This is a genomic window from Elusimicrobiota bacterium, from assembly GCA_028718185.1.
In the GTDB taxonomy this organism is placed as follows: Bacteria; Elusimicrobiota; UBA8919; order UBA8919; family UBA8919; genus JAQUMH01.
In genome coordinates this window covers 172,838-186,777 of sequence record JAQUMH010000001.1, presented here as the reverse complement: position 1 = coordinate 186,777, position 13,940 = coordinate 172,838, and the positions used below count along the sequence as shown (strand labels likewise).

General features: G+C 36.8%; 13 protein-coding genes and 3 tRNA genes. All 16 read left to right on the top strand.

What is annotated here, in order from left to right:
* The first annotated feature begins 3 nt into the window (after window positions 1-3).
* The 16 genes from PHE88_00960 (at window position 4) to glmM (ending at window position 13,870) form a co-directional block, all read left to right on the top strand.
* Window positions 4-858, top strand: coding sequence for a sugar phosphate isomerase/epimerase (locus PHE88_00960; protein ID MDD5686387.1), 855 nt, complete (start codon window positions 4-6; stop codon window positions 856-858).
* Window positions 855-2,105, top strand: coding sequence for a histidine--tRNA ligase (gene hisS, locus PHE88_00955; GenBank protein ID MDD5686386.1), 1,251 nt, complete (start codon window positions 855-857; stop codon window positions 2,103-2,105). Before PHE88_00960 ends, hisS begins: the two co-directional genes overlap by 4 nt.
* A complete protein-coding gene (locus PHE88_00950) occupies window positions 2,092-2,958 on the top strand; it encodes a GAF domain-containing protein (GenBank protein MDD5686385.1) in 867 nt (288 codons plus the stop codon). Before hisS ends, PHE88_00950 begins: the two co-directional genes overlap by 14 nt.
* 40 nt (window positions 2,959-2,998) lie before the next feature.
* Window positions 2,999-3,853 carry a GAF domain-containing protein gene (locus PHE88_00945; protein ID MDD5686384.1) on the top strand — a complete coding sequence of 285 codons (855 nt, stop codon included), beginning with the start codon at window positions 2,999-3,001 and terminating at the stop codon, window positions 3,851-3,853.
* Between the two features lie 56 nt (window positions 3,854-3,909).
* Window positions 3,910-3,981 (top strand) — tRNA-Met (locus PHE88_00940).
* Window positions 3,982-4,137: 156 nt separating this feature from the next.
* On the top strand, window positions 4,138-4,590 hold the full coding sequence (locus PHE88_00935) for a hypothetical protein (GenBank protein MDD5686383.1): 453 nt from the start codon (window positions 4,138-4,140) through the stop codon (window positions 4,588-4,590).
* A 102-nt stretch (window positions 4,591-4,692) separates the two neighbouring features.
* Window positions 4,693-5,769, top strand: coding sequence for a hypothetical protein (locus PHE88_00930; GenBank protein MDD5686382.1), 1,077 nt, complete (start codon window positions 4,693-4,695; stop codon window positions 5,767-5,769).
* 109 nt (window positions 5,770-5,878) lie between these two features.
* A tRNA-Thr gene (locus PHE88_00925) sits at window positions 5,879-5,950 on the top strand.
* A gap of 34 nt (window positions 5,951-5,984) precedes the next feature.
* Window positions 5,985-6,057 (top strand) — tRNA-Lys (locus PHE88_00920).
* Window positions 6,058-6,385: 328 nt separating this feature from the next.
* On the top strand, window positions 6,386-7,384 hold the full coding sequence (gene tilS / locus PHE88_00915; GenBank protein ID MDD5686381.1) for a tRNA lysidine(34) synthetase TilS: 999 nt from the start codon (window positions 6,386-6,388) through the stop codon (window positions 7,382-7,384).
* 12 nt (window positions 7,385-7,396) lie between these two features.
* Window positions 7,397-7,975, top strand: coding sequence for a hypoxanthine phosphoribosyltransferase (gene hpt, locus PHE88_00910; protein ID MDD5686380.1), 579 nt, complete (start codon window positions 7,397-7,399; stop codon window positions 7,973-7,975).
* A gap of 7 nt (window positions 7,976-7,982) precedes the next feature.
* Entirely contained in the window at window positions 7,983-9,800 is a 1,818-nt protein-coding gene (gene ftsH, locus PHE88_00905; protein ID MDD5686379.1) for an ATP-dependent zinc metalloprotease FtsH, read from the top strand.
* Window positions 9,801-9,922: 122 nt separating this feature from the next.
* The gene (gene folE / locus PHE88_00900; GenBank protein ID MDD5686378.1) at window positions 9,923-10,483 is read left to right on the top strand and encodes a GTP cyclohydrolase I FolE; all 561 of its coding nucleotides are present in this window, start codon (window positions 9,923-9,925) and stop codon (window positions 10,481-10,483) included.
* 327 nt (window positions 10,484-10,810) lie between these two features.
* Window positions 10,811-11,608 (top strand): dihydropteroate synthase, encoded by a 798-nt coding sequence (gene folP, locus PHE88_00895; GenBank protein MDD5686377.1) that lies wholly within the window; start codon window positions 10,811-10,813, stop codon window positions 11,606-11,608.
* Entirely contained in the window at window positions 11,601-12,392 is a 792-nt protein-coding gene (gene cdaA, locus PHE88_00890) for a diadenylate cyclase CdaA (protein MDD5686376.1), read from the top strand. Before folP ends, cdaA begins: the two co-directional genes overlap by 8 nt.
* Before the next feature lie 146 nt (window positions 12,393-12,538).
* Window positions 12,539-13,870, top strand: coding sequence for a phosphoglucosamine mutase (gene glmM, locus PHE88_00885; protein ID MDD5686375.1), 1,332 nt, complete (start codon window positions 12,539-12,541; stop codon window positions 13,868-13,870).
* Window positions 13,871-13,940 lie beyond the last annotated feature (70 nt).

Below are 13,940 nucleotides of genomic sequence, written 5' to 3'. Positions count from 1 at the left end.
GATATGCTAGATATCGGAATTTCAACGGGTTTTTTTTATAATGATGATTTGCGTTCTCCTGTTGAAAAGCTGCAAGAATTACTCAAAAATTTAACAATACTGAAAAATTGTGGATTTAATTTTATAGAAATTGGGGCAGTTTCACAGATACAGTGGAATAATTCCACGTACACTAAAAATTTAAAGAAAACCTTAAGAGAACTTAATTTAACTGTTTCATCACTACATGCGCCTTTTTCGGATACTATTGATATTTCGGATTTAAATGAGCTGAACCGCAGAACTGCTGTTAAAGAAATAAAAAAAGCAGCCAGGTCGTTAAAAACGTTAAATGGCAGCATACTTATAATTCATCCTTCTGTAAAAGAAATATATAGCATTAGCGAAGAAGAGAAAGTAAAGAGGATTTCCCGGATAAAAAAAAGTTTATCTGAAATTTTAAAAACTACAACAAAACTTGGTTTGAGAGTTGCTGTTGAAAATCTTCTTCCGCATATATTAGGCGGTCAAAAGGAAGTATTAAAACAATTAACAGACCAGTTGCCTGTCGGCATATGTTTTGATACTTCGCATGCCAACTTTAATCCTGAGTTCTCGTGTATAGATTTTCTTACGATGTTCAGGAAAAAAATTATAGCACTTCATATATCTGACAACAATAGTTCCTGGGATGACCATTTTTCCATGGGTAAAGGAAATATAGACTGGGAAGTTTTTTTGAAAACCTTAAAAAGTACAAATTATTCAGGTGTTTTTATGCTTGAAGTCCTGAAAAAGCCGGGATATTGCGATACAAATGCAGTTTTATCGGGAGTACACCAGGAAACAAAGAAATTTTTGGATAATTATTTATTATGAAATATCAATCACTAAAAGGTTTCAGGGACATTTTTGGCGAAGATGCTAAAACATTTACTTTTATAGAAAATGCTGCAAAAAGCGTTCTGGGAAAATATAATTACCGTGAAATAAGAGTTCCTACTGTTGAATCGGCGGAACTCTTTTTACGTTCGATAGGCGAGACAACGGATATAGTTGAAAAAGAAATGTATGTTTTTAATGACAAAGGTGACAGAAAAATCGCACTTAGGCCGGAAGGAACGGCAGGCGTTGTCCGTGCTTATGTAGAAAACAACCTTTCTCAAAAGTGTCCGTCCCAAAAGTTTTTTTATATAGGCCAGATGTTTCGCCAGGAAAGACCGCAGGCAGGCAGGTTGAGGGAGTTTTATCAAATAGGTTGTGAGTATTTCGGGAACGACTCTGTTTATGCCGACATGGAAGTAATTTTAATAGCAAAAGAAATTTTGGAAAAAATAGGGATTAAAAATATTAAAATAGAAATTAATTTGCTTGGATGTGAAAAGTGCCGTCCGGCGTTTGCAAATTCAGTAAAAGATATTTTAAAGAAAGAATTCAACGGGTTATGCGATGATTGTAAGAAACGTTCAGAGAAAAACCCGCTTCGTGCGCTTGATTGTAAAATTGACCGGGAAAAATTTTCCAATATTGAACCGGCGTTGTGTGAAAATTGCAAAATAGAATTAGAAAAAATAAAAACCGGTTTAAAAAATTCAAATGTTGATTTTACGATATCTAATAAACTTGTCAGAGGTTTAGACTATTATACAAAAACCGTATTTGAAATAACTTCTGACGTTTTAGGAAGCCAGAACGCCGTATGTGCCGGAGGCAGATACGATAATCTTACAAAAGAACTCGGAGGTCCTTCTATGCCTGCGGTAGGTTTCGCAATTGGTGTTGACCGTTTAGTCGAAATTATTAACAAATCAGAAAGCCTCAAAATCGAAGTCGTTAATCCGGATATTTTTGTTATAGCAATTGGCAGCGAAGAATCGCTTAAGTGTGGTTTTGATATTTTGACTAAAATAAGGAATACCGGTTTGTTCTCAGATGGAGGCTATTTTACAAAATCTTTAAAATCACAAATGCGGCTCGCAGACGCTTTGAATTCACGATTTGTTGTAATTATTGGTGATGATGAGATTAAAAAAAATATAGTTGTCCTGCGTGATATGAAAACAAAAGAACAGAAAGAGGTTTCGATAGAAAAGATAATTGGAGAGGTAAAAAATGTTACAGGCTGAACAGTTAAAAGTAATTTACGAAGTTGTGAATGACATCAGGTATATTTATGACAAAAACCGTCTTTTGAATGTTTTTCTCGAGAAAATCTGCCAGACGGTTAAATGTGAAGCGGGTTCAATATTTTTGACAGACAATCAAAGAGACGAACTTAAGCTTGTTGCTGCAAGAGGTGCTGCCGATACTGTTATACATTCCATTCCATTTAAAATTGGAATAGGAATTTGCGGGAAAGTTGTCCAGACGCAGGAATCAAAAATTGTTAATAATACAAGCGAGGACGATTCTTTCAATTCAACAGTTGATACCATTACAGGGTTCAAAACAACAAATATTCTATGCGTACCTATGATTTCAACAGGCAGGGTAATTGGTGCGGTTGAGCTTTTGAATAAAAAAGGGAAATTTACAGAAGATGATTTGGAATTGGTTATATTAACTACAAGTCAGATTTCGCTTGTGGTTGAAACATCACGGCTTTATAGCGAAATATTAAAATTAAAAAATTTCACCGATTCCATTATGGAAAATATGCCGGGCGGATTTATAGCTATTGATGCATTTGGAACAATTACGACAGTTAATCCTAATGCTGCAAGAATTTTAGAAGTTGAAAGAGCGGTAGTTACGGGAAAATTCCTATATGAAGCGCTTCCGCATCATAAAGAGGTGGCAGATATTTTATGGGATACTAATCAGAAAAGGAAAACGGTGTCACGACAGGAAATAAAACTGCTGAAGCGTGACGGCGAACCGCTGCTTTTCGGGTATTCTACTATAGTAATAAAAGACAGGGAGAATAATATTCTCGGAAGCGGGGTTACCTTCCAGGATTTAACAAAAATAAGGAAATGAGGAACGCGGAACAGGTACGGGAATAAGGAGCAAAGCGACTATGGAAAAAGTTCTTATTGAAATTGCACAAAGCATATCTTCAACATTACACCTGGACAAAGTTTTGGAGAGCATATTGGATGAGTCAATAAAGTTAGTAGGAGTTGAAGCGGGTTCTATTATATTGATAAGCAGTGAAACCCAAAAGTTGGAATTCAAAGTAGCAAAAGGTGAAAAATCAAATATACTAAAAGAACTAAGCGTGAATTTTAAACTTGATGAAGGTATTGTCGGTGTGGCTGTTCATACCGGTAGAATTGTAGTTGTTAATAATGTTCTTGATGATGTAAGATTTAAAAAGGACATAGATTGGCTGACAGGTTTTACAACTAAATCGCTGCTTGCTGTTCCTATAACTATTAAAGGAAGAGTGCTTGGTGCAATTGAACTTATAAACAAGAAATCAGGCAATTTTACCGAAACGGACACGGAAATTATTTCTGCTATTGCTGCACAATCTGCAGTTGCAATTGAGAATGCACGTCTTTATGAAGAGATTTATACTTTAAAAGAATATATGAGTGATATTTTTGAATCAATGCCGGGCGGATTTGTGGCAGTTGATAACCATGGCAGAATAACAACAGTTAATCCGCGTGCTTCAGAAATATTAAATATTCCAAAAGAGCTTGTCGGCGAAAATTTCACGACAGGTTTTATGAGATTTCCGGAAATAGTCGAGCTTTTTAAAACAGCGCTATCCAAAACAGAATCACACGTCAGAAGAGAGATGCAATTAACTATCGGGAACAAACATAAAATTATAGGTTATTCAACATTGGTTATAAAAAGCGTTGCCGGTGTTATAAAAGGTACCGGAATGATTTTCCAGGACATTACTGCTTTAAAAAAATAAAACTTGCTTTTTTGTAATTTTTTATTATAATAAATCTTTAATCTAGTTTACGCGTCGCCAGCGTAGCTCAGCGGCAGAGCAGTGCTCTCATAAGGCATTGGTCGAAGGTTCGATTCCTTCCGCTGGCAAGTTTAATAGATGCAGAAAGGCGTTCAAATAGAATCAGAAAGGCGTTCACGTGTTCACGTGTTCAAATGTTGAAATGTTTGAAAAACATAATAACGCATTAACAAATGAACACATGAACATATGAACGCCGTTTAGAAAATCGTGGGGGAGGTTTTATGAAAAAGTTGTTGGTTGTTTTAGTAACTGCAGTTTTGCTTTATGGTTGTGCATCAAGTCCTGATAAGGGGACAGTTGGTAAAGACGGTGAAATTGACAGGGAATGGGTTGAGCAGGGAATTACAAAGAATTTCATTTTTGCCCGCGGTATGGGTGCTGCTGACCAGAAACTTGAGAACAAAACACAAAAAATGGCTACATCGAGGAATTCTGCAATTGTGAACGCTCAGTATAATATGCTTTCAGTTATTAAAGGCGTAAATTTAGAAGGCGGAATTACTGTAGAGAAAGCAATTGAAACAGATTCAGTATTAGCGACAAGCATTAATGCTACAATTAAAGGTGCACAAGTTGTGAGAAGTGAATGGACAGCTGATGACGGTTGCGTTATTATTCTCCGGCTTTCCAAAAAAGCACTTAAAGACATGGGCTTGAAGTTAGCTGCTGAGTAGTTCATAGTTCCCGCCACTGAAACTTTGGCGGGCAAGTATAGTTATAAATTAATTTAAAAACTGCAATGATAGATACAATAATTGCAGGAGGGATTTTTATATATGAAAAGATTTAATTTTTCACTTGTGTCGCTGTTTTCTGTTTGCTGTGTGCTGAGTGCTGCCTTTATCGGTTGTGCTTCAACAGGTAATAAGATAAAAGCGACAGCACCTAATACCGAAGTTGTTGAAGCGGAAGGTATAGGTCCTATTGTTAATAATGATATAAACGGTGCGAAAAAAACATCGCTTCACGAAGCAATGAAAAACGCTCTTGGACTTGTAATAGGCGTATATGTTTCGCAGGAAGCGCTTGTTTCAAAAGCAATATTGATTGAAGATAATATCACATCCCAGACAGAAGGTTATATTGAGAAGTATGATGTTCTAAAAGAATGGCAGGAAGGTAATTTTTACAAGACAAGGATAAAGGCTCTTGTAAGAAAAGAAGATCTTTCGGCAAAGTTAAAAGCACTTGAACTTGAACCGAAGAAACTCGGGAATCCTGTTGTAGTATTTTCTTTTAAAGAAACCATGGATGGACAATCGTCAGATTTGAAATATGCAGAATCGGAATTGAAAAACAAGTTTATTGAAGCAGGGTTTGTTGTTTCTGAATCAACAGTTACTTCTGATATTCTCATAGACGGTAAAGCAGATTCAAACTTCAATACTGACCAGGGTTTAGGCGGAATGATTTCCTATCGTGCAACAGTTTCCGTTAAGGTTATAAAGACCGGTTCAAGTGATGTCGTGACTACAGCTGAAGAAACAGTCGGTGGTATTGATGTTACTAAGCCGGCAGCATCTAAAGCAGCCACATTAAACAGCGCGAGAAAAATTGGACAGAATCTGCCTTCAGTAGTCCTCAAGTTTTTAAGAGAAAGGTCAACTGTCCGTCTAACTATATCCAATGTGGATAATATAAACAAGCTGAATGATTTTGTCCGTTCCGTTCGTGCTTTAATAGAAGTCCGTGATTGTTTTGTCAGGAATTATTCCAATAATATCGCATCTGTTGATTTAGATATGAAAAAAGGGACTGCAGCAGAAGTTGCAAAACGTCTTGAAGAGAACCAGAATTTTTCAATAAAAATTAATAAAGTTGGCGCATACGATATAGAGGCAGAATTAAAATAGTTATAGAGGGTTGGATGGTTATAGAGTTATAGAGTTATAGGGTTATAGGGTTGGACTTTTAACTCTATGAACTCTACAAACTCTACGAACCCTATGAACCCTATTGTGTGCCGGCGTAGCTCAGCGGTAGAGCAGCGGTTTTGTAAACCGCTGGCCGGAGGTTCGATCCCTCTCGCCGGCTTGTGTTCGTTGAGTTAGAAAAAATAAAGTAATGTGGGCCCGTAGCTCAGTTGGTAGAGCACTTGACTTTTAATCAAGTGGTCGTGCGTTCAAGTCGCACCGGGCTCATTTTTTTATTGTGTTTTTAAGGTATTTTTATATAATAAGATACAGAATGCTTATCCTCTCTACGGCAGAGAGGATAACCGAGTAGCGGTGAATTTGTTTAAAGTTTGCGTAGGTGTGAGCCTGCTCACCCAAAAAAAAAGATTTGCTTTGTGCTGTTTTTGTAGTTGCCGAGCCTGACTACCGTTAGGCAGGCTTGCTCGGCTTGTTGTCATTTGTAGTGGATTGCCCTCGGCAATCCGCAGTTAACAACTAAAAACCCGGTCGGCAGGCAGGAGTAAGTGATAGCTATAAATCTTTTAACGTCTTCACGATTACGACCATATACATAATGATTCAGAAAATTAAACGATTTATTGATAAATACGAGTTATTAGGAAAAAACGATAGAGTCCTTGTAGGTCTTTCAGGAGGTCCGGACTCTGTTTTTTTAATTCATGCTCTTTTACAGTTAAAAGGCATCTATAAAACAAATCTTTGTGCTTGCCATATTGACCATCAATATCGTAAAAATTCTTATAAAGATGCGGATTTTGTGATAAATTTCTGCAAGAAATTAGATATCCCTGTTGTAGTAAGAAAAATTAAATTAAAAAGATTTTCCGAGGAGAAAGCGAGAGATTTAAGGTATAAAATATTTGAGGAAATCGCAAAAAAATACAAATGCACAAAAATAGCTACAGGGCATACTCTTGATGATAATGCCGAAACAGTTATTATGTGGATGGTACGGGGATGCGGTCTAAAAGGGCTTAAAGGAATTCCTCCAAGAAGGGGGAAAATTATAAGACCGATTTTGTGTATTTCAAAAAAGGAGATATTGAGTTATCTTAAAAAAAACGGAATTAAATATTGCACTGACAGGACAAATTTTACTTCGAAATTTGTCAGGAATAAAATCCGCTTAAAAATACTTCCGCTTCTTGAAGAATTAAATCCCAAAATAAAAGCGCACATTTTTAATCTTTCAGGCATACTAAGTAAGAAAAGCAATGTTGACACTTCGGGTGAAAAATACTATAATAGAAAAGTTGCTTATTCCAGCCCCGAAAAACGGGTTTTTTTTGATGCTGATAAAATAAGCATTAAAAAGATAAAAATAAGAAAGTGGAAAGAAGGCGATAAGATGGTGCCTTTCGGGATGACGGGTTCTAAAAAACTTCAGGATATTTTCACCGATAGTAAGGTTCCCAGGGAAATGAGAAAAGAAATACCTGTTGTTTCTTGTAATAATAAAATATTGTGGGTTGCCGGTATAAAAAGGTCAAACGACGCAAAAGTAACAGATAGTACGGAAAATGTGCTAAAAATGGAATTAAAGGACCATTGAAAGAGACAGTTGATGCTTAATGATATCGAGGAAATAGTTTTTTCAGAAAAGCAGATACAGAAAAGAGTAAAAGAACTTGCCAAAAAAATATCAAATGATTACAAGGGTAAAAAACTAACACTCGTGCCAATATTAAAAGGAGCGACTGTTTTCCTTGCCGATTTGATAAAAAATATTACAATTCATTTGAATGTTAGTTTTATGACGGTTTCGTCTTATAAAAATACGGAGTCAAAGGGAGTTATTAAACTTACAATGGATTTAAAAGATTTACCTGAAGGCAGGGACTTTTTAATTGTTGAAGATATAGTTGATACAGGTCGTACAGTAAATTTTGTTTTAAAAAAATTAAAAACCGTAAATCCGAAATCGGTTAAAATCTGTACCCTTCTTAATAAACCCTCAAGACGGCTAAAAGATGTTAACATTAATATCGATTATACCGGTTTTAATGTCCCTGATAAATTTGTTGTCGGGTATGGAATGGATTTTAATGAATCCTATAGAAATTTACCTTATATAGCTGTATTAAAGCAAAAGATTTATAAACAGCAAAAAGAGACTTGCCTGCCGGCAGGCAGAGAGGAGTGAATTGAAAATGAATAAACAGGCAAAAAGTTTAGCGCTTTGGATGCTTATAATAGTCGGATTTGTTTATCTCTGGCTAATGGCAAATGACAAAGCAAAAGAGATTGATATCGGTTATTCCGAATTTAAACAGGCGGTCAAAGAAAAGAAAGTTACAGATGTCGTGATTTCACCTGATTTAATATTTGGTTCACTTCAGAAAGACGGTAAAACATATAAATTTAGAGCTGTCCCCGTTCCGGATACTAAACTTGTCGAAGACCTTGAAAATTCCCAGATAAAGTATAAGGGACAAAAGAATCGCGGCTGGTTTGTTGAACTTCTTTTATCCGCAATACCATGGCTTTTATTTTTAGGGTTATGGTACTTTTTATTCTTCAGGGGTGCCTCAATGGGCGGCAAGCAGATTTTTTCGTTCGGACGCAGTAAAGCCCGTCTTCAGCAGACCGACAAGAAAAATAAAATAACATTTGCCGACGTCGCAGGTGTTGAAGAGTCAAAAGAAGAACTTAAGGAAATAATACAATTTCTTAAAGACCCTGCAAGGTTCCAAAAATTAGGCGGTAAAATTCCTAAAGGTGTCTTGTTAGTTGGTCCCGCGGGTACCGGAAAAACACTTCTTGCAAAAGCAGTGGCGGGCGAAGCAGGAGTACCGTTTTTTTCATCCAGTGGTTCTGAGTTCGTTGAAATGTTTGTCGGAGTTGGTGCCTCCCGTGTTCGCGATTTATTTGATATGGGCAGAAAAAATGCGCCCTGTGTTTTATTTATAGATGAAATAGATGCTGTCGGCAGGCATAGAGGTGCCGGCTATGGCGGCGGTCATGATGAAAGAGAACAGACACTTAACCAGCTCCTTGTTGAGATGGATGGTTTTGACACCAAAGAAGGTGTTATACTTCTTGCTGCTACTAATAGACCGGATGTTCTTGATTCGGCGCTTTTACGTTCCGGCAGGTTTGACAGACACATAGTAGTTCCTGTTCCTGATATAAAAGGGCGGGAAGAAATTTTACGGGTACATGCAAAAGGCATAAAGATGTCAGAGACGGCAGATTTGTCGATAATAGCGAAGAGAACGCCTGGTTTTGTCGGTGCAGACCTTGCAAATCTTATAAATGAAGCTGCTCTTCTTGCTGCCAGACGCAATAAAGAATCTGTTGAAATGCCTGAACTTGAAGAAGCGATTGACAGGGTTATGTCTGGACCCGAACGTAAATCCAGGAAAATATCGGATAAAGAGAAAAAGATTATTGCATTCCACGAATCCGGACATGCTCTTGTTGCGAAACTTTTGCCTAATACCGAGCCGGTCCATAAAATATCTATAATTCCGAGAGGAATGGCGCTTGGGTATACAATTCAGTTGCCTACCGAAGATAAATATTTAACATCAAAATCTGAAATAATGAGCAAGGTTACTGTTCTGCTCGGAGGGCGTGCTGCTGAAACAATTATTTTTAACGATATTACAACCGGTGCAGAAAATGATTTGAAAGTTGCTACAAGCATGGTGCAGAATATGATTTGTATATATGGTATGTCTGAAAAATTAGGGAATGTTTCTTTAAGAAAAAGAGAAGAAGAAATATTTATGGGAAGGGATATTTTTGCCCAGGAAAAACTTTATTCGGAGAAGACAGCCCAGCAAATAGATGAAGAAACAAAGAAAACAATAGATGATGCGTTTAACAGGGCAACCGAACTTATAAAAAACAACATTGACAAATTAAATCATCTTGCAGAAAAACTTGTAGAAAAAGAAATTTTAGAAGGCGACGAACTCGCAAAGCTGCTGAACGGCGAAGTGGAAAATATACCAAAAGCATAATGGCGTTCTTAAGTTCTTGAGTTCTCAAGTTCTAAGGTTTAAAAATCATCTTTTAAAAACTTAAGAACACAAGAACATTAGAACATTAGAACGAATTTAATATCTATGGAACGGAAATAACCATGAATAAGGGAAAAATCGAAAAAGCAGTTCGTGATATCCTGATAGCTGTGGGTGAAAATCCCGACCGCGAGGGTCTTTTGAAGACGCCTTATCGTGTTGCGAAAATGTATGAAGAGATTCTTTCGGGAATGAAAAAAAATCCTGAACAGGAACTTGAGGTTTATTATGCCGAGGAAAAGCACGAGGAAATAGTTCTTGTTAAAAATGTCAGTTTTTATTCAACATGCGAGCATCATCTTCTTCCTTTTTTTGGAAATGTCAGTATTGCGTATATTCCAAAGAAAGATAAACTATTGGGAATATCAAAAATTGCCCGGATTATAGATGTTTTTTCCAAACGGCTACAGTTACAGGAACGTATAACAAAACAACTTGCTGATACTATTATGAAGAAAGTCTCGCCTCACGGTGTCATAGTTGTTATTGAGGCAGAACATCTTTGCATGACAATGCGCGGAGTCAAGAAACCCGGTTCAAAAATAGTGACATCTGCAATAAGAGGGGTTTTCTCAAAAGACGCCAAAGCCAGAGCCGAAGCAATGTCATTAATAAAAGATTAAACAATAATATAACGAAGTAACAAAAGATATTTTTGTGTAGTCATTGCGAACAAAGTGAAGCAATCTCGTCAGTAATTAAAATATAGATTGCTTCGGGTTTTACCCTCGCAATGACAAAATATTGAAATAAGTAAGGTGTGAATATTCTCACCCAAAGATTAAAGATTTTTTTTGTGCTATATTTGTAGTTGCCGAGCTTGCTCGGCTTGTAGTTAGTTGTAGTGGATTGCCCTTGGCAATCCGCAGTAACTCTCCTGATGGGAGATTATTAAATGCAGGCAGAGCAAGCTCTGCCACTACAATGTTTTATGTAGCATTAACTTGAATATGGTTAAAATAGTCGGTATTTTGAATGTAACACCTGATTCATTTTCGGACGGCGGAAAGTTCTTTTCAATAAGTGATGCTTTAAAACAAGCGGAAAAACTAATATCAGACGGTGCGGATATAATTGATGTTGGCGGCGAGTCTTCCAGGCCGGGAAGTGTTTTAGTATCAGAAGAAGAAGAAACAAAAAGAGTCATACCGGTCATCAGGGAAATAAAAAAGAAATTCAGTAAAATACCTGTTTCAATTGATACCTATAAAAGTGTAGTTGCATCAAATGCTATTGATGAAGGCGCAGAAATAGTAAATGATATTTACGGTCTCAGGTGGAAGAATGGGAAAATGGCGGATATAGTATCTAAGAAAAAGGTATCTGTCATAATTATGCACATGCAGGGAACCCCGCAAACTATGCAGAAGAACCCGGAATATAAAGATGTTATTGCGGATATTAATGATTTTTTTAAAAATCAGGTAGAGTTTGCAGAAAAGAAGGGAATTAAAAAAGAAAAAATGATATTGGACCCTGGCATAGGATTTGGAAAGACACTTGAACACAATCTTTTGATATTAAAAAATCTTTCAGAATTCAAAAAATTAAAATTGCCGGTTATGGTAGGTCCGTCCAGGAAATCATTTATCAGCGGGTTATTGAACGTGGATACTTCTAACCGTTTAGAAGGCACAATAGCCGCATCAATTTTTTCGTTAATAAATGATGCGGATTATATAAGGGTTCACGACGTTTTACAAATTAAAAGAGCAATCACTGTTTTTGAGGCGATAAAAAATGTATAAAGAAATTTTAACTAATATTGTTGATATTGTAGTCCTTGCTTATATATTTTACAGACTGATAGTTTTAGTTAAGGGCACACGTGCCGTTCAGGTTATATTGGGGATAGTTGTACTTGGAGTTATAACTATAATAGCGATTTATCTGAAACTTGAAACAACTGCATGGCTTTTGAAAAATTTCTGGGCTGCAGGAGTTGTAATAATTGTTGTAGTTTTCCAGCCTGATATCCGTTCTGCGCTGGCTCAGCTTGGGAGCGGAAAAATTACACGTTTATTCATGAGGGAAGAAATAACAGCAATAAAAGAACTAATAGCTGCAGTCAGGGAATGTTCTAATAAAAAAATGGGAATGCTTGTAGTTGTTGAACAGGAGACGGGATTAAGGGATATTATTGAAAAAGGTGTTAAAATCAACGGTGATATTACGTCAGAACTTTTACTTACAATATTTAATCCCCGAACACCTTTACATGACGGGGCAGTTGTTCTTGCGGGTTCAAAAATAATTGCCGCTGCGTGTATTTTACCTTCATCTGAAAATCCTACAATTTCAAAATTCTGGGGAACGAGGCACCGTGCCGGTATCGGTATTACTGAGGTCTCCGACGCTTTTGTTATTATCGTGTCAGAAGAGACAGGAATAATATCAATTTCGCAAAACGGAAAACTTGATAGCGGTATAGGTATTGACGACCTTGGCAAACTTTTAATTGACAGGTGGAAAAAATCCGAAAAATACTTTTTAAGAAGAAGGATAACCGATAATGCAAATAAAGTGGTTTAAAAAAAATCTTGATGCAAAAATCCTCTCCATAATCCTAGCCATACTTTTATGGATAGTCAAGCAAAGGCTCAGCAAGTAAGTGACTCAGAAGTTTTAGTTCTGTGTCAGTTCCGTGTATTAGTTCTGTGTCAGTTCTGTGGTCTTTTATGAAAAAACTTTTTGGCACTGATGGGATAAGAGGTATTGCAGGTAAGTATCCTCTTGTACCGGATTTTATTGAGAAAATAGGATATGTCGCTGCGCTAAGCCTTAATGGTTCTAAGAAACATGAGTTTGTTCTAGGCAGGGACACCCGCGAGTCTTCTTTGTGGATATCGGAAATTATTTCAAAAGGCATAAATTCTGCCGGCGTAAATGTTTTTGATTGCGGTGTTATTTCAACTCCTGCAATATCATATCTCACCTCAAAAAGAGGTTCATCTGCCGGTTGTGTTATATCCGCTTCACATAATTCCGCGGAGTTTAACGGAATAAAGTTTTTCTCCAATTCAGGTATCAAAATTGCCGATGAAATAGAGATGCAGATTGAAGAAAAGCTTTTGAATAAAGATATAGTTGTATCTGAGAATAAAACAGGTAAAATATTGCACCGGGACACTCTTGCCGAAAAATCGTATTTAAAATTCTTATGTTCGACGTTAGATGATGTTTCGGATTTTGAAGGAATGAGAATTATCATTGATTGTGCCAATGGTTCAAATTATAAGATTGCAGATGAATTGTTTTCTGATTTGAAAGCAAGTGTAGTCACTATCTCTGCTAATCCTGACGGCAAAAATATCAATAAGGATTGCGGTTCCCTTCATTTAAGAAATCTTCAGAAAGCAGTGCTTGATAATAAAGCGGATTTCGGAATTGCGTATGACGGTGACGGTGACAGGTGCATATTTGTCGATGAAAAAGGTGAAGTTAGGGACGGCGATTATCAGGTAGCTATTGTCGCCGACCACCTGCGAAAAAATTCAAAACTAAAAAATAATTCCGTAGTTGCAACTGTTATGTCAAACTTCGGTTTTTACAAAGCAATGGAAAGAGACGGAGTAAAAGTTTATAGCAGCGCCGTAGGTGATAAATATGTTTATGACGAGATGGTTAAGAATGATGTTATTTTAGGGGGCGAGCAGTCGGGTCATGTCATTTTCAAAAATTATATGAATTCGGGCGACGGGCTTTTGACTTCTCTCCAGATTGCATCTATAGTTAAGAAAAGCGGAAAAACGCTCTCGGAACTATCAAAAATTGTTAAAAAATATCCGCAAATCCTTTTAAATGTAAAAGTAACAAAGAGAATCCCGATTGCAGAAAATAAAAAATTAAGTGACGCTATAAAAGCAGTTGAAGAAAAGCTTAAAGACGACGGCAGGGTGCTTGTCAGGTATTCCGGCACCGAACCCCTTCTAAGAATAATGGTAGAAGGACCTGATGACAATACAATAAACCAATACGCAAAAGAAATCGCCAGTGTAGTAGATTTTTAATAAGAGATATTTAGCGTTTATTGTAGTGTAGTTGCCGAGCTTGCTCGGCATGTTGTTATTTGTAGTGGCT